A 19,462-nucleotide genomic window follows, 5' to 3' on the forward strand; every position below is an offset into this window, starting at 1 on the left:
CATCGTCAGTGAGTTCAGTACACGCCATACCAGATTCCTACCCGCCGCGAACGATCAACGGAAGAGGCATCTCACGCCTTGATCACGACTCAGGACAAGTCCTAGTGCTTCGGGCGACGTCCCGAGGTCATCGTCGAGACGTTCACCCGCCTGCCGATCCCGCAGCACCGGCTTGCGAGGATCGAAGCCCACGCCGGTACGCCCACGACGAGATCTTCATCCGCGAGCTCGTCGGAACGTCGGTACCGATCCACGCACACACCCGCACGCCGCACCGCAGTGATCAGCCCTCCGGAAAGAAACGCCCAATGGCCGGTCGCAGCCGGGCGTTCTCGAAGTCGTCGATGGGCAGCGCGAGTTGCTCCAAAAGCAGACCATTGATGATGGTCAGCAGATCCGCGGCGTCGGCCTCGGGGTCTGCGGATCCGGCCCCGCGCAGTTCGCCGGCGAAGGCCGCCCGCTGGGTAACTCCCCATTCGTCGAGGCTGTCCCGTAGCTGGCGGCGGCGAGCGACTTCCAGGAAGAACTCGTACCGGGCGATGCCGGAGTCCCGGTCACGGGCCAGGGATCCGGTCACGTACTGCACGATGCGGGTGATCCGCTGCGGGATGTCGACGTCCGGCAACTGGTGGAACAGTACGCGCACCTCCTCGATCTGCCGGGTGGCCAATCGCCGCAGGGCTTCGTCGAGCAATTGGTCGAGGGTGCCGAAGTAGTAGCGGGCGATCCCGTGTGTGGTGCCGGCCTCCGCCGCGATGGCCCGGTGGGTCAAGGCGCGCGCGCCTTCCCGTGCCAGCAATCGGGTCGCGGCGTCCAGGAGAGCTTCGCGGCGGGCGGCCCCTCGGGCCATCTGAGGCTCGCGCATGGGCGTTGTCACGGAGTTCATCGTACCGGCGTGGGTGGCGAAAGTTTTTCTCCAGATGGAGAAAAACTGCGGTACGGTGTGCCCATCGGACACCGCCATCACCCGCGGAGGGAAGCTATGACCAACACGATCATCACAGGTGGGCGGGTACGCACGCTCGATCCGGGCACACCCGAGGCCGAGGCGCTGGTGCTGTCCGGCGGGCGTGTGCTCGCTGTGGGGGACCGGGAGGCCATGGCGGAAGTGGCGGGTCCCGACGCCCGCCAGATCGATGCCGAAGGCGGCGTGGTGATGCCCGGCCTGATCGACACCCATCCGCATGTCATGCATTTCGGGATGTTGGCGGGCGGTCTCGTCGACCTCACCGACGCCGTCGATCACGCGGACATCGTGGCGCGCATCCGGGCCGAGGCCGCGAACACACCACCGGGGAAGTGGATCATGTGCACCCCGGTCGGTGAGCCGCACTACTTCGTGCGCCGTTCGGAACGGGATCTGCCCGAACGGCGTCTGCCCGACCGATGGATCCTCGACTCGGCGACCGACGCCCATCCGGTGCTGATCCAGGCGTGGGCGCCGCGCATGCCGAACGTGGTCGCGTTCAACAGCGCGGGCCTGCGCGCGGTCGGGCTCACCTCCTTCCTCCCCACCCGGGTCTGCGACGTCGAGATCGACAAGAACGAAGCCGGTGACCTGACCGGAATCCTGCGCGGGCCTGTCACCAACTACTACACCTACGACCCCTTCTGGGGGCAGATCCTGACCAAGCTGCCGAAACCGAGCATGGAGAACGCCGTCGCCGGTACGACCGCGGAGTTGGCACGTTATGCGGCGCAGGGCGTGACCACCGTGTACGAGGGGCACGCGATGGAACCGGAACACATCGCGCTCTACCAACAGCTGCGCGCGACCGATGCCCTGCCCCTTCGCGTGATGGCGACGCTGGACGCCGAGTCGGTCATCTTCTATCCGTTCGACCCGCTGCCGCACGGCGAATTCGCCGCTCGCCTCGGGCAGCTCGCCGGTCAGATCTCGGACGACGGCGACGACATGCTGCGGGTCAGCGGGCTCACGTTCAGTCCGGGCGGTCCCTGTTTCTCGGGATACTTCGCGACCTACGAGCCCTACGCGGACCCCTTCGGCCGGCCCACCCGTGGCGTGCGGTTCCTGTCCCTGGACAAGGAGGAGACCTTCATCAGGTTCTGTGCCGTCAACGGCATCCGTGCGAACCTGTGCCTCGGCGCGTACCGCGAGCACGACGATTTTTTGGACATCGCGGAACGCGTTGTGCGGGAACACGACTTCCGTGATCGGCGCTGGATTCTCCAGCATGCCATGACGATCACGCCGCAGCAGGCCCGCCGATACGCGGAACTCGGTTTCCAGGTCACGACCAGCGCGGGATTCGCCTGGGGCAAAGGCGCGATGTACGGCGAGCGCATGGGGACTCACGTCTGGCGCGACCTCGAGCCGCTGCACCGTCTCAGCGATATCGGGCTTGATCTGGCGGGCGGTTCGGACTGGGGGCCGAAGAATCCGTGGGAGCAGATCGAACTGGCGCAGACCCACCGCTTCGCGGGCAGCGATCACCGCAATGACGGGCCGGATCAGAAGCTCTCGCGCATCGAGGCGCTGCGCATGTGGACGACGGGGGCGGCGAGCGTGCTCGGCTGGCCCGAGATCGGCTCGCTCGCGCCGGGAAACCACGCGGACCTGGTGATCGTGGATCGCGATCCGGTGACCTGCCCGGTGGAGGACCTTCGTGGTACCAGGGTGCTGCGGACGCTGCTGGGCGGAAGGACCGTCCATGACAGCGGGGAGCTCTCCTGCCCTGCCGAGGAGACGCAGGCAGTGGCGTCATGACCGCCGACCTGACGAACCGGGTGCTCGCCCGCATCGACAGCATGCGTGAGGAGATGGTGGCCACGCTCGCCGAGGCCATCTCCATCCGAAGCGTGAACCCAACCTATCCGGATCAGGACTACGACGATCTGGTCGGTGGCGAAACGGAGGTCTCCCGGCTGCTGGCGAGGCTGTACCGGCAGGCCGACGCGGAGACCGAGCTGTTCGGTGAGGTGCCGGGCCGGGACAACGTGGTCGGTGTGGTGCGCGGTAGTGGCGGCGGGCGCTCGCTGATCTTCAACGGCCATGTCGACGTCGTACCGGCGGACGACTCCGCGCAATGGGCCCACGACCCCTTCACGGCGTTCATCGACGAGACCCATGTCTGGGGCCGGGGATCAGCGGACATGAAGAGCGGACTGGTCGCGCAGGCCTTCGCCGCCAGAGCACTGACCGAGACCGGGACACGGCTGCGGGGCGACCTGATCCTGCAGGGCGTGGTCGGCGAGGAGAACCTCGAACACCATCTGGGGACCTCCGCCGTCCTGGACCGCGGCTTCACCGCCGACGGAGCGATCATCGCCGAGCCCACCGGCGCCGACCGGCCGTTGACAGTCATGCCGACGACCCCCGGCGTGCTGGTCATGCGCATCGCGGTGACGGGGCGCAGCGCGCACGCGTCGATGCGCTCACGCATGCGCGCCCGGGCGATGGCCGACGAACACGCCGCCGACCCCGTCGCTGCCAGCGCGATCGACGCCGCTCTGCGGATCCACGACGGGCTGCGCCGGCTCGAGGCCGAATGGGTCGAGAGCCGGACGGACCCACTGTTCGAAAAGGGCCAGTTCACCATCGGTCTGAACGTGGTCGACGGCGCCGCGCACGGCAGCCGCAACGTCGCGTTCATCCCGGACAGGACGACCCTCGAATACGCGATCTTCTACCCGCCCGCGACGGACGTGTCCGAGATCAGGTCGGAGATCGGGCGCACGGTGCGGGACATCGCACGGAAAGATCCCTGGCTGCGCGTCAACCCTCCGCGCATCGACTGGCCGATGCACTATCCGGGCGGGCGGACCGACCGGGATCATCCGCTCTGCCGAACAGTGCGAGCCGCTCGCGAGCAAGCGGCCCTCGGCACCTCGTTCACCGGCCCGGCCGATGTGCTGCCGTTCCCCTCGGCCACCGATCTCACCTGGTTCACCGCCGCCGGCATACCCGCCGTCGGGCTGGGGCCGGGCGCCCAGGCCATGGCACACGCCGTCGATGAACGGTGCGCGATTGACGAGATGGTCGACGCCGCGAAGGCATACGCGGTGACGGCGATCGAATGGTGCGGTGCGGCATGAACAACGACACCGCCGAGCTCTCGCCGATCGCACCGTACATGGCGATCGGATCGTCGACCCTCGTCCACGGCATCGGAGCGCGTGACCACATCGCGCGCAACCTCGACACGATCGAGGAGACCATCCACGCCGCGGTCTCGATCACCGGCATCAACCTGCCCGTAAGACTCATCTCTCTGGCCGAAGGCGCGCGCTCACCGGCTTCACCGACGAGATCTTCGATCTGCCACACGCACACCGCACACGAGAACTCTCCATCGGTATCCCGGGCCCGGAGACCGACCGACTTGCCGCACTCGTGCGGCTGGATGACACCTACATCGTCGATCAATGCAAAGCCCGCCGGCATGTCATCGCCTACTGCGGTCAGGTGATCGGGCAGGAGCGATCGGGCGCCAACGCGATCAGCACGGCGCCGGTGGACATCGAGGCCCTGTGCCGGCACCGCTTGATGAATGGGAACTCGAACCGGCTCAAGGACATTCGCACTGAGCTGTTCCGGCGGATGTACGACCGGCCGATTCATCCTGCCGGCCTCTGGCTCGACCGCGAGCCCGGCCGGCACGCCGAGGTTGACGATGTCTACCGCGCCAACATCGAACGGCTTGTTCAACAGCGTACGTACACAGGGTCCGTACATCACTTCCCCGGGAAACGGCGCCCCGGACATCGTCGCAGCCCTTGGGCAGCAGCCATGGCTCCCCCTGTGTTCGCCCAGGACCGCGGTCGAAAGGAGGTGCGATGACTTCCACGCACAGCAAGCCCCGCCTGAAGTGGAACGGGAGAAGGGGCATGGGCTCCCTGAGCCGACCTCTATGCCACCGGCGACGTTTCTTCGGGCTTGTTGATCGTGCTGTTGGTCTGGTGGAGCACGGGGCGTGGCAGACGCCGTCGCTCCAGCAGGCCCACATCACGCGGAGCCGGGCGAGGACGAGGATGCGGATCGCGTGGGGCTGTCGCTTCCGGCGGCCCCGGGCCTCGTCGTAGACCTTGGCGGCCCGGCGGCCACAGGGTGAGCCGGGCGGCGTTGGCATGGAGGTGCCCGGAGGGCAGTTGTGCCCGGGCGGAGGCTTCGCTGTCCGCGACGGCCTGCTCGATCCCCGCGTGGTGACGGTGTTCCCGCCCGGCCCGGAGCATCGCGGCGACGTTGTCGGCGAAGAACGGGTAGCGACCCGCGGCGGCCACGTCGGCGGGGTCATTTTCCATGCGGACAGGGGCTCGCAGTACACGTCCGCCGCGTTCACCCAGGTCTGCGACCTGCGATCGGTACGCGATCCGCAGGAGCACGGTGCGGGTATCTGCCGCCTTCAGGCGGGCGGCGAGGGTCGGTGGAACGATCACCGGCGGGTGCTCAGCGGGATCGTGTCCCGGATCCGGGCCGCTGTTCCGTGGCGTGACCTGCCGGAATGCTAAGGCTCCTGGTAGACCGTCTACGAGCGGCATCGCCGCTGGTCGGCGGACGGCCCCGGACCCGGCCCGGCCACGTCGGCGGCGACAAGGCATACAACTCCCGCCGCAACCGCCGCTGCCTGCGACGACGCGACATCGAGCACACGCTCCCGGAACCGAAGGGCCAGCGGGCCAACCGCCGGCGCCAAGGCAGTGCCGACGGCGGACCCACCGGCTTCGACCGCGACCGCTACCGACGTCGCAACGAGGTTGAACGGACCATCAATCAGCGCATGAACTCCCTTGCTCCCATGACCCGTTACGACATGCGGGCCCACGTCTTCCACGGCACCGTCAGCGCAGCAGTAATCCGAACATGGCTCCGCCCGTGATCCGCTTCCGCGGCGAGTGCCTGTTGCTTGCATTGCCGGAAGCGATGGTGGACGGTCGACCAGGCACCGAACTCCTGTGGCATCTCCCGCCACTGAAAGCCTGTCCTGAACCGCCAGATCACTCCCTCGAACTGCCGCCGCAGCCGTTCGGGGAACGGGCCGTACCGGCCGATCGGCAGGTACGACCCGAGGAACTCCCGCTCCGCATCGGTCAGTTGCGCTCGTGTCGCCCAAGACGATCCACCGGATCAGGATCCGCCACGAAGCCGAATCCCGCAGATCGATCACAACCCGATACACGCCCTGGTCGAGTAGTTGCCTTCACAATGAGGCCAACGCTCTTTATGGCTGGCACATACATAGGTGTAACAGGGCGGGGTCCCTACTGTATCCGGCCATGACAAGTGAGTTTCTATCCCATTCCCGCTGGGCGGCGGTGGAAGGCAGGGATCTGGCATCCCGTTTCGCCTTGGTCGTGGATGGCTGACCCGCCCGCTCTCCCGTCAAGCGCCTCCTGGAAGCGGACGAAGCCGCAGTGGCCGCAATGTGGTTGTGCTCGGACCACGCGAGTTGCATCACCGCTGCCTCGCTGCCCCTGGACGGCGGTTGGGGAGCCGACCGCCCCCGTCCCGCACTTCACTTCCCATTCCCGTACGCACACGAGAAGCCGGTGACCGACCCCATGACCGAGACCACCCCAGCCCCGCCCGGCGTGCTCCGTTCCAGCAGCATCGCCCGGATCGTCAGTGCGAGCCTGATCGGCACCACCATCGAATGGTACGACTTCTTCCTCTACGGCTCCGCTGCCGCACTGGTGTTCAACGTCTTGTTCTTCCCGTCCAGCGACCCGCTGGTGGGAACGCTGATCGCCTTCATCACATATGCGATCGGGTTCGCTGCCAGGCCGCTCGGCGGCGTGGTCTTCGGACACTTCGGCGACAAGATAGGCCGCAAAAAGCTGCTCGTGGTCAGCCTGCTGATGATGGGCGGTGCCACCTGCGCCATGGGGCTGCTGCCCACGTACGACACCGTCGGCATCGGCGCCCCGATCCTTCTCACCGTGTTGCGACTGATCCAGGGCTTCGCGCTGGGTGGCGAGTGGGGCGGTGCCGTGCTCATCGTCTCCGAGCACGGTGGTGACAAGCACCGTGGCTTCTGGGCTTCCTGGCCACAGGCCGGCGCACCGGGCGGCAACCTGCTTGCCACGGGTGTCCTCGCGCTGTTGGCCGCTGTGCAGTCCGAGGAGGCGTTCCAGTCCTGGGGCTGGCGCGTTCCTTTCCTGCTCTCCGGTGTCCTGGTCGTGATCGGGCTGTGGATCCGCGTCTCGGTGTCCGAGTCTCCGGTCTTCCTCGCCGCGCAGGCCAAGGCCGAAGCGGAGATCGCACAAGGGGCCGAGGAGAAGCCGCCGGTCGTCGAGGTGTTCCGGCACAGTTGGCGTGAGGTGCTCGGTGCCATCGGCACCCGGTTCGGCGAGAACATCTCCTACTACATCCTCACCTCCTTCATCCTGGTCTACGTCACCACTCACCTGGAACTGCCCAAGAGCACCGCCCTGAACGCCGTGCTGATCGGCTCGGCGGTCCACTTCATCACCATCCCGCTGTGGGGCGCGCTCTCCGACCGGCTGGGCCGCAAGCCCGTCACCCTGATCGGCTCGATCGGCATGGCCCTGTGGGCCTTCGCATTCTTCGCCCTGGTCGACTCGGAGTCGTTCACTGTGATCACCTTGGCGGTCACCGTCGGACTCCTGCTGCACGGCGCCATGTACGGGCCCCAAGCCGCCTTCATCTCAGAGATGTTCGACACCAAGGTCCGCTACTCGGGTGCCTCCATGGGATCGCAGCTCGCCTCGATCGTCGCGGGTGCCCTCGCACCGATCATCGCCGTCGCACTGCTGAAGGACTACGACTCCGGGACGCCGATCGCCCTGTACCTCTGCGCCGCCGCGGTGATCACCACCATCACCGTCGCTGTGATCAAGGAGACCCGCGGCCGTGACCTGACCCGCTCCACCAGGCCCCGGACGTAGGACTGCGTCCGGCAGCTGGCCGTCGCCCGGACGATTCACCATCCTGCTGCCCTTTTGATGCCTGGCGGCGGCGAGGCCGAGGAAGGCGAGGCAGTTGTGGGCGTGACGCGTTCGTAGCGATGGTTGAGTCGGTGGTAGCCGGTCGGCCAGGACATGGTGCGTTCGATACTCCGCCTTCGGCGTCCGAGTCGATTGCTGGATTCGATGCCATTTGCGGGCGATGCGGACGCCGATACGTTTCCCGCGGAGCCGTTTACGCAGGTCGAGTGTGTCGTATGCCTTGTCGGCGTGGAGCTTGCCGGGTTTGTGGTTCCGGCCGCGGTGGGGGCGTGTCTCGTTCGGAGACCGGCCACCATGGGCTTCACACCCGGTGTGTGCCGCATCCGGCTACGGCCAAGGCCGGGTCTTCCCATGTGGATTGGGAGGCCCGGCCCGGAACCGGCAGCTATCCGTACGCCAAGCAGTTCTGGTCTAGACCACGACGTCGAAGGGGAGGCGGCCTGAGCCGTGGAGGGACTCGAACGCGGTCCAGGCTTCGGCGAGCCGGTGGACGGCGATCCGAAGGTCGGCGGGTTCGGCCACGAAGGACAGTCGGAGGTGATCGGCGAAACTGCGGTCGGTCGAGGTTCTGGCGCCTGGGAGTATCTGCACTCCGTACGTGAGCGCGAGTTGGGCAAAGGACTCGCCGTCGCCGTACGGGAGCTGGACCCACAGGAAGGGACCGCCTGACGGGCGGGTCCACGACCATGTCGGCAACCGTGACCGCAAGAGGTCGCTCATCAGGTCGAGACGTGCGGTCAGTTGCCCTCGCCGTGCCGTGGCCATGTCCCCGGACACCGGCAGGAGTTGGGCGGCCAGTTGCTGGCCGACGTGTGAGGACCCGAGGTCTGCCACGACTTTCAGACGGGCGAGCCTGGTCATCAGCGGTCTGGGCGCCCGCAGCCAGCCGATCCGCATGCCGGGCCAGAACAGCTTGCTCAAGGATCCGACGACGACACCGGAGGCGGCGGTCGGCAGGGGGTGCCAGCGTCCTTCGAAGGCCAGGTCGGCGAGTGTCGTGTCGTCGACGACCGGGACACCGGCGTGCTCGGCGAGCCGGGCGATCTCGGTGCGCCGTTGGGTGCTCATGACCGTGCCGGTGGGGTTCTGGCAGGTCGTCATCACATAGAGCAGTGAGACGGAGGACCGGGCGAGTGTCTCGCGTAGCGGGCGTACTTTGATGCCCTCGGAGTCGGTGGGCAGCGCCAGAAGCGTCGCCCCCGCGGCGCGGGCTGCGTCGAGGGCGCCGGCGTAGGTGGGGTTCTCGGTGGCGATGACGCCGCCGTCGCGGCCGAACAGCGTGAAGAGCAGGCTGATCGCCTGTTGTGCTCCGCTGGTGACGAGCACTTCGTCGACCGTGGTCGGCAGTCCGAGTCCGGTGTAGCGGGCGGCGATCCGAGCCCGCAGGGAGGGAAGGCCGAGCGGCTGGTAACCGAGATCGGTGGCCGGCTCACACAGGTCGATGGGGTCCGGTGTCAGGTGGGGGACCGCTTCAGGGCCGGCGACGAGCGATCCGGACAGGTCCACGACACCGGCTGCCAACTCGCCCGTCAGTTTGACCGACGGCATGGTCGCGGCGGGGACCGCCGGACCGATCCGGTGGACGGAGGCGACGACCCGGGTACCGCTGCCGCGCACACTTTCCAGCAGGCCCTCCTCGCGCAGAAGCCGGTAGGCGCCGATCACGGTGGTCCGGCTCACACCCAGCCTCCGAGCGAGGACGCGCTCGGAGGGCAGCTTGGAGCCGGCACCGACCTCGCCCCGGCGCACGGCACCACGAAGGCCCTCGGCCAACCGCTGGTAGAGAGGTCCAGACGAGTCACCTATGAGACCAATGGGCAAGGCTGAGGCATCCATGCGGTCCAATGCTGCCCTGATTGGATATCGAAAACAATGCCAATGGACCTGCATGCTCAAACCATGGACTCTTTCCTGACCTTTGAGACGCTCCTTGCCCACGCCGATGTCGATCCGGACGAACTGGGCGTCGCGCCCCCGATCCATCAGGCGGTGAACTATTCGGCCCCCACGGCAGAGGACTTCCACGCACTCAACGAGCAGTCCCAGCCTCAGCGCTACTACCGGCGATACGGCAACCCGACACAGGCCCGGCTGGAGCGTGTTGTCGCGGTTGTCGAGGGCGCTGAGGCAGCCCTGGCCACGGCGTCCGGCATGGGGGCGATCACGACGATCCTGGTCGCCCTGCTGTCCCAGGGCGAACATGTCGTCGCCCAGCGCAGCATGTACGGCGGCACACTGAGTCTGCTGCGGGATGTCGCGCCCCGCTTCGGTGTCCAGGTGACCTTCGTGGACCAGACCGACACCGATGCCTTCGCCCGGGCCCTCACGCCGGACACCAAGCTGATCATGCTGGAGACGCCCAGCAATCCGCTGCTCCGGCTGACCGATGTGGAAGCGGTGACCGCGCTTGCCCGCGCCCGGGGCATCCTCACCTTCGCCGACAACACCGTTGCGACCCCCTTCAACCAGAGGCCACTGGAGCAGGGCGTGGACCTCGTCATGCACAGCGTCACCAAGGCCATATCCGGGCATGCGGACGTGCAAGCCGGGATCGTGCTCGGCAGCAGCGAGCTGATCGAAGGGCTCTGGAAAGCTCACACCATGGTGGGCTCGGTCGTCAGCCCGTTCGATGCCTGGCTCGCGCTGCGTGGCCTGCGGACGCTGGCGTTGCGGGCGGAGCGGCAGAACCGGTGCGCGCAGGCCGTGGCCGAGTACCTGGCCGGTCACCCCGCGGTACGAACGGTGAACTACCCGGGGCTCCCCGGCCATCCCCAGCACGACCTCGCGAAGCGGCAGATGCGGGGCTTCGGCGGACTGCTGAGCTTCGAACTTCGTGGGGGCCGGCCGGCGGCCGAGCAACTCATCTCGGCGCTGCGCCTTCCCGTGCGTTCCCCCAGCCTGGGCGGCACCCGCTCGACGCTGGTGCGGCCCGCCGCGATGTGGTCGAACGAGCTGACCGAGGAACAACTTGCCGAGGCCGGAGTGCCCGGTGGTTTGATCCGCTTCGCCGTCGGCCTTGAGCACGAAGCAGACTTGATCGCCGACCTCGGTCAGGGGTTCGCCGCGCTGGCCTCGGAGCATGCCGAATGATGGCGGAACCGCGGCCGATGAGCTCGCTGTAGCCCGGCCGCTGCGCGGTCGCGAGGGTGCCCAGGTCGTTCGTCGTTCGTCGCGCAACGACCTTGGACACCCTCGTTCGCGTCTTCACGGACACCCTTTGGAACCAATCCTCCGGGGTCCTGCGCCGGAGATTCGATCAAGATATGGGACGAGTCGCTCCAGGATCTCGTCGGTGTCCTTCCCCACCCCGGCCACGGCATGGGGCAAACCCGCTCTGTCGAATTCCTCACCTTGACCTGAGAGTGCTCGAACCAATACGGCGTTGCTGCTTGCCACCGGCCTCGCCGACGCCGACGCACAGGTATGGGACGAGGGAAGCGGCGACTCAGCGGGGTGAGGGCGGAGCCCCGGCGCCGCGTGCGGGACAAACCAACGGTGTCCGTCAAAGCCCGAGCAGAGCCGGAGGCGGTCGACATTCCCGAGCCACCGGATCCCGCCGCAGTCGGCATGCATGCACAACAATGTCAGAGTCCTCGTGGACTTCGGTCCTCAGCGCGTCCAGCACGTGATGGGTGCGGGCGCACGGCAGTCTGCCGAGGTCCCCGAAGGGCTGAATACTGCGACAAATCGGCTGTACGAGCCGGTACGGGGCAACTCGGACCGGCTTTGCACACGATCAAGGAAGCGCGCGGTGACCACATACAGCACGATCGGTGTACTCGGCGAAGCTTCGACGGGCTGCTCGTGGCCACGCGCCGACGGGTCTTCCGCCGCACCCCCGACAACAGCGTCAACCTCAACCTCCCTTCCATCACGCTCGACATCCACGATGTGGAGCTCGTCCGATCCGACGACGAACAGGCACGGCCATGACCACGGACACCGCAGTCATCGACCACCCCGCCCGGCGGCTCGTCGTGGCGCTGTCACGTCCCTACGACGCAGCGCGCGAGCACTACGAATCCCTCGTCCCCGAGACCGATCTCCACCGCTTCTTCCAGCTGGCCTCCTGGTCGGCCACGCTCGAGCTGGCCGAGATCAACGCCCCGCACGGGTTCATGCGCTACTACCGCAGTGACATCACCGCCGTCATGGCCGGCTCGGCCTCCTCCTGGAAGGCCACGCAGTACTTGATGGGCAACCACACCATCGCCGAACGCATGTTCCGCCACGACCCGTCGGTCATGCTGCACGCGCCACTGCGGACCCTGCTCTACGCGGACCCCGACGGCGACACCAAACTCGCCGTCGACCAACCCAGCCTGCTGTTCACCAGCTACGGCGACCCACGGATCACCGGGGTCGGCCGCGAACTCGACGCCCTCCTCGCCCAGCTGATCAACCTCCTCGGCGCCGAAGCACCTCCCCAACTGTGACCAGCCCGCCGGACGTCGGCCGGACCCGGGAGCCAGTAGCCGAGCCGGTAGACCTCGACGATGCGGCGGCCCGCAAGAATGTAACGCGGGTCCTCGCCGACCCGGATCGGCTCGCCCGTCACGGAGCCGTGCACCAGCATCCGCCCATCCTCGTGAAGCGACTTGAAAATCCGCGTCCGGTTTCTCCGACCACCGGATCGATGGCGTACCTGACACCTTCCGGCCCGACGATCTTGCGGACCTGTTCGTCGATCGGCCCCTCGGTGGACACGATGACGGCGTCGGCGCCGAGGGCTTCCAGCTCGGCCACCGATTCGCGTCTGCGTACGACGTTCGAGGTCCGGATACCGTCGCGTTTGGCCGGCCTGATGACCATGCGTCCCAGTTCGGAACCGGCCGCGGACCGGCGGAGCCACTCACGCCTGGGGACGGCCGGCACACGGCGGACCATCAGGATCGCGGAGGCGGGATTGATGACGAAGGAGGCCACCTGTTCATCGGGGATCTCTTCGGGCACCGGGAACAGGTCACCCGCAGGAACCGCAGCGCATTCCGCCCGGTATCCCCCTTGCCCGTTCACGACGATCAGCCCTACGCGGCGATCGTAGCCCGCACGCCTCGCGACGCATGCCGGAGATGCCGGCACCTCAGTCGGCGCCGCGACGGTGCCTTCTCACCACGAATCCGGTACCCGACCCGCTCACTGCCCGGGCGACCGCCGACCGGGCCTCGGCCGGTCACCGCCATCGTCAACCGACGTCCCGACAGCTCGGCCGACGACGCGGATCGGTCGTCCCGCTTGGAAGGCGGCGATGTTCTCGACCGCGTCGCCGTAGAAGACCTCGTAGAGCTCGCGGGTCACGTAGCCGATGTGCGGGGTGAGCACGGTGTTCGGCAGTGTGCGGAAGGGATGGTCGGGGGGTAGCGGCTCGACGTCGTAGACATCGAGTGCCGCGCACCCGATGGCCTTGCGCTGCAGGGTCGTCAGCAAGGCGTCCTGATCGATGATCGGACCCCGCGAGGTGTTCACCAGAATGGCGGACGGCTTCATCGCGGCGAGTTCCGCACTGCCGACCAGTCCTCTGGTGCGGTCGCTGAGCACCAGGTGCACCGACAGCACGTCCGCGTCGGCGAACAGCTCCTGTCTGGTCACGGCCGTCACCCCGTGCTCGGCCGCACGTTCGGGTGTGAGGTTCTGGCTCCAGGCGATGGTGTCCATGCCGAACGCTTGGCCGATCCTGGCGACGCTGCTGCCCAGGTTTCCCAGTCCCAGGAGGCCGAGGGTCTTTCCGTGCAGCCCGGTGCCGACCGTGTGCTGCCAGCCGCCGTCCCGCATCGCGCGTTCCTCGACCGGGAGGTTGCGTGCGGCGGCGAGGATCAACGCCCAGGTGAGTTCGGCCGTGGGCGCCGCGAAGTAGCCCGTCCCGCAGACCACGATGCCCTGCCGAGTGGCGGCCGCCACGTCGATCGCCACGTTTCGTGGGCCGGTGCTGACCAGCAGCTTCAGATCGGGCAGCCGACGCAGAACCTCGGCGGTGAACCACGTGCGCTCGCGCATCGCGACGACCACCTCGAAGCCGGCGAGCCTGCGGATCAGGTCGTCCGCATCCGCGATGTGGTCGGTGAACACCTCGACCTCGGCGTCCAGACGGTCCCAGTCGGCGCAGTCGAGAGCGACCCCTTGGTAGTCGTCGAGAATCGCGATCTTCACAGCGGCATGCTACGGCGCTCCTCATGGCGGGGCGAGTTCAGTGATGGCAGGTGCGGGACGCGCGGTCCCCGGGAGTACCGGGTGATGCGGATGCGCGGGAGCACGACGGCGGCCGTCAACGAAGGTGCTGACGGCCTGCGGGTCCTGGTCGGTGGGGATGATGATCTCGTTGGCGAGCCTGTCTTGCCGCCGCGGGCAGTGATGGCGTGCCAGATCTTCGATGGTATGCCCGCCCCGGCGCCGACGCGGTCGCCCGGCACGTTGCCGAACGTGACCCTGCCACACGTCGTAGGGCGCAACGGCTGCCCTGCTTTCAGAGCGGGTCAAGAGACAGGAGACCGGACCTTGAACGAGTGCAGGTCGGCTACAGCGAGGGATTGCTCCGCGTCATATGCCTCGAAGGTGCCCATGGGCTGGAAACCGAGACGGGTGGCGAGTTTGAGGGAGCGCTCGTTGGCCGTCTGGGTCACCACCAGGACCGGCTGATCGGGCAGCTCGCCGGCGGCGGCACGCAGCATAGCCGTAGCGGCCTCGAATGCCAGCCCCGCACCCCAGCTTCCGCGCCGGAGCAGGTAGGCCAGCTCCAGCTCCCCGCCTTCCTCGGTGACGTGTCCGGGAAGGTCGGCGGAGCGGCGGTCGAGTACGAGCGTCCCGATGAACCGGTCGCTTTCCTTGTCGGCGATGACGTAGGTGCCGGGCTTGCCCGCAATAGCGCTGATGCCGTTCGCGTCGAAGTACTGCTCGACGACGCTACGGGGCCGCGGGCCGCCGAGGTGGGCACGGACCTGTGGATCGGTCTGCAGCTCGATGAGGCCGTCGATGTCGGTGTCGCGCGCCTTTCGCAGCCGGAGACGATCAGTGGTGATCTCAGTGGCAGACAGCGTGGGTGGTGCGTTCATGAGATCCATTGTCCCGGCCCGTCGGATCGAGCCACCAGTCCCGATGCGGTAGCCGGCCCCCTTGGGATGCGTGGTCGGGGTACTGCTGGTAGCGCACCAAGAACAGGCGAAGTTCTGCTGAATGCCCACGTCAGAAAGGGCCTGCGCGTACGTCCAGCCCGTACGCGCAGGGGATGACCGCTCGCCCTGGTCCGAGAATCACGGAGAGATTTCCGGGCGGATGGGCCTGCGCCGCTCATACGTCCGGGTGGCTCCGAACGCGCCTTGCGACTTCAACTCCGACATCGATGCCGAGACGGGCGCCGCGGTCGATGGCTTTGGTGCGGCAGCCGGCGCAATTGCCTCGAACGAATCGTTCGGCGGCCAGGACTTTCACCGACCCCCGGCTCTGTGCGGTCGTCGTCGACCGTCTCACCTTCAACGGCACCTTCATCGAGGCCGGCACCGACTTTTGTCGCCTTGCCGGCACATGAGCCCGTCCGCCTGCCTCGAACCGAGTCCACGCAGGTCAGTGGCGCGCGTACGACTGACCTCGTTGAGACAGGACAGCTGCCGGGTGATACGGAACAGGGAAGGCGCATTACCTGGTTCACCGGCCGCTCGGCGTGGGCGATAGCGTGGGCACCATGAATATCGAGCGTGCTGCCGGTCGGGTTTCTGTCACGGTGTTGACCGCCCTTTCCGGTGTGCACGTCGCGTGGGGTCTGGGTTCGCCTTGGCCGCTGCCCGACCGGAAGACCTTCTCGGACGTGGTGGTCGGCCGCCCGGCGGCGCCCGGCCCTGTGGCGTGCTTCGCGGTGGCAGGCGCGTTGGGAACCGCGGCGTTGTTGGTCGCGGGACGGCCTCGGCGGCATCCGGCGCTGTCCCGGCTCGGCGCGGCCGGCGTCGCGGCCGTACTCGGCGTGCGCGGTGCGGCCGGGCTTTCGGGACGGACCGACCTGCTGTCCCCGGGATCGGTCTCACCGCGCTTCCGGCGCCTTGACCGGCTCGCCTATTCGCCACTCTGCCTCGCGATTGCGGCCACGACCGCAGTCGCCACCACCCGGCGCAGCCGGTGGGCGACATAGAAGCGCCCGCCTCCGACCCCCGCCAGGAAGCCGTCGGGGCTGTCCAGGTCGGCCCGGCCGGATCACAGTCTCCAGCGGGACCGTGTCGGCGCGGGTCGTCCCGGACCACGGTGCCGTCCGCCAGCGCCGGGACGCTCACCGGAATGACGTCTCCCGGCTGAACCCCGGCAGACCGGCCGCGGCGGCGTACCTGCGCTCGCTCGCCCAGTACGTTCCCCGAGTACAGGCGCCCCGCCTCCCGACGCGCTGGATTCCTCGACCGCCGGGCACCCTTGCGCGCACCGTTCCGCTTTGGACCCGCACTCATTGACCTCACATCCATGAGCCCCGGCATCACGTCGCCCCGGACGCGGTGATGACGGCCTGCCCGATGTGGAGTACGCAGTTGGCTGGGTCGGCTCCAGACCGGGTGAGCATTGCGGACGGATGACGGTACGTCACCGACCCAGAACCCGGTGATCGTCGTCACGGAACGTGTGTCAGAACCGAGTTGATGAGAAATCGTACTGCTCGGCGAGCGTGCGATAGGTTCCCCGCCATGACTGAACTCGGGTCCGTCGCCTGGCCACCCGCCCCGATCAAGACCGAGCGGCTCCTGCTCCGCGAGTCCGAGGCTCGGGACCGTGCGGCGTTCATCGAGCTGTTCGCCTCGCCGGAGGTGGGCGCCTACATAGGTGGCCCTCGACCGCGTGATGAGTGCGAGCGTGCGTTGCCGGAGACGCCCGAGAGGCGCCCCGGCCTTTTCGTGATCGAGCTCGACGGAGCGATGATCGGCACCATCGAGCTCAACCGGCGCGACGCGGAGCGTCGGAGTCATGTCCGTCCGGATGCCGGGGAGGCCGAGCTCGGCTACCTGTTCCTGCCGGAGGCATGGGGGTACGGGTACGCCGCCGAGGCGTGCGGGGCGGTGCTCGGCTGGTTCGCCGACGCGCTTCCCGGTGAGCCGGTGGTGCTCTGCACCCAGACCGCCAACGACCGCTCGATGCGCCTCGCGGCAAAGCTGGGGTTCACCGAGGTGCAACGGTACGAGGCGTGGGGCGCCGAACAGTGGATGGGCGTGTGGTCCCCGGGCACACGGCCCGCTTGAGCTCGTACCCGGAAGGGGTGGCATGCCGGCCGTCGGGCCTCGTCGTTCTCGACGGCGTCCGGGCCTCGCCTGCTCATCAGTCAGAAACTCCACCGGCGCGACCGGACTGTGACCACCGGCGAGGCCCGTCCAGCGGCCTTGCCGCGCATCCCAGCGGCAGCCACACCCGGTGTGTGAGGACCTGTCGTCAGAGTGTCGGGCCCACATCAGGAGTGATGCGAAGGTGAGGGCTGCTTTGCAGGACTGGGCTGTTTTGTCGTACCGGGCGGCGATGCCGCACCACTGGTCGGGTAGCCGGGTCACGTCGCCATGACCCGGCCCCCTCAGAACCGGACGTGCCTGTTTCCAAGCATCTCGGCTCAAGCAAGCCCGAAGGCTTCACAGGTTCTGCTCATTTCCGGTCACTGTCGCCTGCGTGGTGCTGGCGATGGCATTCCGAATGGACGAGCCGAAGGTCCTTGCTCTCATCAGAACCGCCGTGCCGCCGGTAGGTGAAGTGGTGTTTATGCAACCGCTTCTTCATCGCGTCGAACCAGTCAATCCACTCGCGTGGACTGTCGGGCTCATATTCCGCGCCGGCAATGAGCGCTTGACCGCACAGTGGGCAGATGCCCTTCTGGCGGGCTGCCAGAGTGAGGCTGATCTTGTCCATGGGCGGTGGTGTGCGCGTCTGGCGGCGTTGACTCCAGTAGTCGAGGAGCGCAGGATCGTCAGGTGACGACTTACCCCTGACCAACTGATGCCGCCTGATGTTGGTCCAGGCGAACTTGGGAAGGTGTGCGCCCGTGGCGCGGTCACCGAATACCCAGTTGTTCATCTTGGATCGGTTGAGCCTGCCGAAGTACTTATTCACGATCCAGTGCTTCGGCTTCTTCGGGTGGGTGCGCTTGGCCCACTTGTAGGTGAGCGTCCACACGTAGCTGTCCAGCGCCGAGAACGTGCGACTGGACACCACTGTCCGGTAATACGCGGACCAGCCCCTAACGATAGGGGAGAGACGGCGTAGTACGACCGTGATGCTCTGCCCCAACAGGGCTTGCATCTCGCATCTCAGTCGGTTCCGGACTCTCTTGACCGCGTCCTTGCTGGGCGTGATGATCAGTCTGTCACCATGGCGGCGGATGTTGAACCCCAGGAAATCGAACCCGTCCGACAGGTGGAGGATTCGCGTCTTCTCTTCGTTGAAGCGAAGCCCTCGGGGTTTCAGCCATTCAGCCAGGCGTGACCTGACGGATTCCGCCTCTGACTCGCTCGTGCAGAACACGGCGAAGTCATCGGCGTAACGCACCAGGATCGGAGTACCTTTCGCAGCCCACATGACCTTTCCTTTGCGGGTAGCGAATCGGACTCCTGCGGCCTCCTCCATCCCGTGCAGAGCAATGTTGAGCAACAAGGGACTGATCACTCCGCCTTGAGGGGTTCCCTCCTCGGTCCGGGTGAAGCGTCCGTCATCGATCACACCAGCCTTCAGCCACTGCCGGATCAATTCCCGGGCTGGGAATTGCCCGACGACTTCGAGCAGGTGGGGATGGTCGATGCGGTCGAACGCGGCGGCCAGGTCGGCGTCCAGTACCCACTGACGCTTGGCCGCCTTGCCCTTCGCGGTGCTGAAGATCGCCTGGATGGCGTCGTGGCAGCCGCGGCCCGGCCGGAATCCGTAAGAACGTGATTCAAACCGAGCTTCCCACTCAGGCTCCAGCGCGTTCTTCACACGTGCCTGGATGACCCTGTCACGCATGACAGGGATTCCGAGTGGTCGCTGCTTTCCTTTCCTCTTTGGGATGTAGACCCGCTTAACGGGCCGGGCCCGCCAGGGTTGTGTTTGGCGGTCAACTTCAACTGCCATCCGTGCTCTCGCCTTGGGAGTGAGAGCACGTTCCCTGTCAATCCCTGCCGTCTTGCGGCCCTTGCTCTGCTGTGTTACCCGCTTCACGCTCACGAGCGTGTTGCTGCGGCTTCTCAGCATGAGCTTTTGCAGATTGCGAACCTTCTTGAGGTCCCCTTCCTGTGTCGCTTTGAAGATCCTTTGTCTCAGGCGCCGTACGTTCTCCTCGGCTTCGGCCCAGTTGATGCTGTGCCAGTCGAGATGTCCGCCCTGGGGTCCGTTCGCTATGGAAGTCCGAACAGGCTTGGGTAACTCCATCTGTAGGTTCCCCCTTCGCGTCTAACTTGTCCGTCAGGTTCTGGCTGCTTTACTCGGGATACTGCAAAGGCTCACCTGGTCCACGTGGGCGCCCTTTCGGGCCGGGTCACTGGGACCCGTATCCGGCGGGTTATGGCTGGAGGCGTGAAGGTCGCCTCCAGTTTTCCCCTGATCTTTCGATCTACCGGTATTC

18 protein-coding genes and 3 pseudogenes are annotated in these 19,462 nt (G+C 67.0%); 12 read left to right on the plus strand and 9 right to left on the minus strand.

The window, feature by feature from the left end; all coding sequences use genetic code 11:
- Nucleotides 1-283: 283 nt before the first annotated feature.
- Nucleotides 284-772, minus strand: coding sequence for a TetR/AcrR family transcriptional regulator (locus tag AMK22_RS39525; RefSeq protein ID WP_242434012.1), 489 nt, complete (start codon nt 770-772; stop codon nt 284-286).
- On the opposite strand from AMK22_RS39525, the gene AMK22_RS17390 reads away from it, so the two are divergent.
- The 4 genes from AMK22_RS17390 to AMK22_RS37550 are packed head-to-tail and all read left to right on the plus strand — an operon-like array spanning nt 764 to nt 4,801.
- Entirely contained in the window at nt 764-2,728 is a 1,965-nt protein-coding gene (locus AMK22_RS17390) for an amidohydrolase (RefSeq protein ID WP_158072056.1), read from the plus strand. The genes AMK22_RS39525 and AMK22_RS17390 overlap by 9 nt on opposite strands.
- Nucleotides 2,725-4,056 (plus strand): ArgE/DapE family deacylase, encoded by a 1,332-nt coding sequence (locus AMK22_RS17395; protein WP_073786048.1) that lies wholly within the window; start codon nt 2,725-2,727, stop codon nt 4,054-4,056. Before AMK22_RS17390 ends, AMK22_RS17395 begins: the two co-directional genes overlap by 4 nt.
- The gene (locus tag AMK22_RS39170; RefSeq protein ID WP_143203572.1) at nt 4,053-4,430 is read left to right on the plus strand and encodes a hypothetical protein; all 378 of its coding nucleotides are present in this window, start codon (nt 4,053-4,055) and stop codon (nt 4,428-4,430) included. Before AMK22_RS17395 ends, AMK22_RS39170 begins: the two co-directional genes overlap by 4 nt.
- Complete coding sequence (locus AMK22_RS37550) at nt 4,355-4,801, plus strand: hypothetical protein (protein WP_079186217.1); 447 nt, start codon at nt 4,355-4,357, stop codon at nt 4,799-4,801. The genes AMK22_RS39170 and AMK22_RS37550 overlap by 76 nt, the downstream gene beginning before the upstream one ends.
- A 68-nt stretch (nt 4,802-4,869) precedes the next feature.
- On the opposite strand, the gene AMK22_RS40080 is transcribed toward AMK22_RS37550, so the two are convergent.
- Nucleotides 4,870-5,262: a hypothetical protein gene (locus tag AMK22_RS40080; protein ID WP_199883262.1), complete on the minus strand. Its 393-nt coding sequence runs from the start codon at nt 5,260-5,262 to the stop codon at nt 4,870-4,872.
- A 248-nt stretch (nt 5,263-5,510) separates the two neighbouring features.
- Here AMK22_RS40080 and AMK22_RS17405 point away from each other — a divergent pair.
- Nucleotides 5,511-5,837, plus strand: a pseudogene (locus AMK22_RS17405) (IS5/IS1182 family transposase); the annotation flags it as partial.
- Here the strand turns inward: AMK22_RS17405 and AMK22_RS42325 are convergent.
- Nucleotides 5,765-6,052, minus strand: coding sequence for a transposase (locus AMK22_RS42325; RefSeq protein ID WP_079186219.1), 288 nt, complete (start codon nt 6,050-6,052; stop codon nt 5,765-5,767). The pseudogene AMK22_RS17405 and the gene AMK22_RS42325 sit on opposite strands and share 73 nt — an antisense overlap.
- Before the next feature lie 467 nt (nt 6,053-6,519).
- Between AMK22_RS42325 and AMK22_RS17415 the strand changes: the two genes are divergently transcribed.
- The gene (locus tag AMK22_RS17415; RefSeq protein WP_073786394.1) at nt 6,520-7,866 is read left to right on the plus strand and encodes an MFS transporter; all 1,347 of its coding nucleotides are present in this window, start codon (nt 6,520-6,522) and stop codon (nt 7,864-7,866) included.
- Nucleotides 7,867-7,929: 63 nt separating this feature from the next.
- On the opposite strand, the pseudogene AMK22_RS40920 reads toward AMK22_RS17415, so the two are convergent.
- Nucleotides 7,930-8,234, minus strand: a pseudogene (locus AMK22_RS40920) (transposase); the annotation flags it as partial.
- A 103-nt stretch (nt 8,235-8,337) separates the two neighbouring features.
- Nucleotides 8,338-9,909 carry an aminotransferase class I/II-fold pyridoxal phosphate-dependent enzyme gene (yczR, locus tag AMK22_RS17420; RefSeq protein ID WP_143203573.1) on the minus strand — a complete coding sequence of 524 codons (1,572 nt, stop codon included), beginning with the start codon at nt 9,907-9,909 and terminating at the stop codon, nt 8,338-8,340.
- On the opposite strand from yczR, the gene AMK22_RS17425 reads away from it, so the two are divergent.
- From AMK22_RS17425 to AMK22_RS17430, 3 genes are all read left to right on the plus strand, one after another.
- On the plus strand, nt 9,805-11,016 hold the full coding sequence (locus AMK22_RS17425) for a trans-sulfuration enzyme family protein (protein WP_242434014.1): 1,212 nt from the start codon (nt 9,805-9,807) through the stop codon (nt 11,014-11,016). The genes yczR and AMK22_RS17425 overlap by 105 nt on opposite strands.
- 714 nt (nt 11,017-11,730) lie before the next feature.
- Entirely contained in the window at nt 11,731-11,859 is a 129-nt protein-coding gene (locus tag AMK22_RS41795) for a hypothetical protein (protein WP_274535426.1), read from the plus strand.
- A complete protein-coding gene (locus tag AMK22_RS17430) occupies nt 11,856-12,362 on the plus strand; it encodes a DUF302 domain-containing protein (protein WP_107430576.1) in 507 nt (168 codons plus the stop codon). The genes AMK22_RS41795 and AMK22_RS17430 overlap by 4 nt, the downstream gene beginning before the upstream one ends.
- A 118-nt stretch (nt 12,363-12,480) precedes the next feature.
- Here the strand turns inward: AMK22_RS17430 and AMK22_RS40085 are convergent, their stop codons facing one another.
- The 3 genes from AMK22_RS40085 to AMK22_RS17445 all read right to left on the minus strand — a co-directional run bounded on the left by AMK22_RS40085 (nt 12,481) and on the right by AMK22_RS17445 (nt 14,972).
- On the minus strand, nt 12,481-12,879 hold the full coding sequence (locus tag AMK22_RS40085) for a zinc-binding dehydrogenase (protein WP_199883248.1): 399 nt from the start codon (nt 12,877-12,879) through the stop codon (nt 12,481-12,483).
- 183 nt (nt 12,880-13,062) lie between these two features.
- Entirely contained in the window at nt 13,063-14,073 is a 1,011-nt protein-coding gene (locus tag AMK22_RS17440; RefSeq protein WP_079186220.1) for a D-2-hydroxyacid dehydrogenase family protein, read from the minus strand.
- A gap of 323 nt (nt 14,074-14,396) precedes the next feature.
- Complete coding sequence (locus AMK22_RS17445) at nt 14,397-14,972, minus strand: GNAT family N-acetyltransferase (protein WP_073786398.1); 576 nt, start codon at nt 14,970-14,972, stop codon at nt 14,397-14,399.
- A gap of 334 nt (nt 14,973-15,306) precedes the next feature.
- Between AMK22_RS17445 and AMK22_RS38405 the strand changes: the two are divergent.
- The 3 genes and pseudogenes from AMK22_RS38405 to AMK22_RS17455 form a co-directional block, all read left to right on the plus strand.
- Nucleotides 15,307-15,445 (plus strand): annotated as a pseudogene (locus tag AMK22_RS38405) (IS21-like element helper ATPase IstB); the annotation flags it as partial.
- A gap of 153 nt (nt 15,446-15,598) precedes the next feature.
- Nucleotides 15,599-16,039, plus strand: a complete 441-nt coding sequence (locus AMK22_RS17450) for a DUF3995 domain-containing protein (RefSeq protein ID WP_073786400.1) — start codon at nt 15,599-15,601, stop codon at nt 16,037-16,039.
- Nucleotides 16,040-16,577: 538 nt separating this feature from the next.
- Nucleotides 16,578-17,126, plus strand: a complete 549-nt coding sequence (locus tag AMK22_RS17455; RefSeq protein WP_073786054.1) for a GNAT family N-acetyltransferase — start codon at nt 16,578-16,580, stop codon at nt 17,124-17,126.
- A gap of 391 nt (nt 17,127-17,517) precedes the next feature.
- On the opposite strand, the gene ltrA is transcribed toward AMK22_RS17455, so the two are convergent.
- Nucleotides 17,518-19,269, minus strand: a complete 1,752-nt coding sequence (gene ltrA, locus AMK22_RS17460; protein WP_073786056.1) for a group II intron reverse transcriptase/maturase — start codon at nt 19,267-19,269, stop codon at nt 17,518-17,520.
- Between the last annotated feature and the right edge of the window lie 193 nt (nt 19,270-19,462).

Source organism: Streptomyces sp. CB01580 (assembly GCF_001905795.1).
GTDB lineage: Bacteria > Actinomycetota > Actinomycetes > Streptomycetales > Streptomycetaceae > Streptomyces.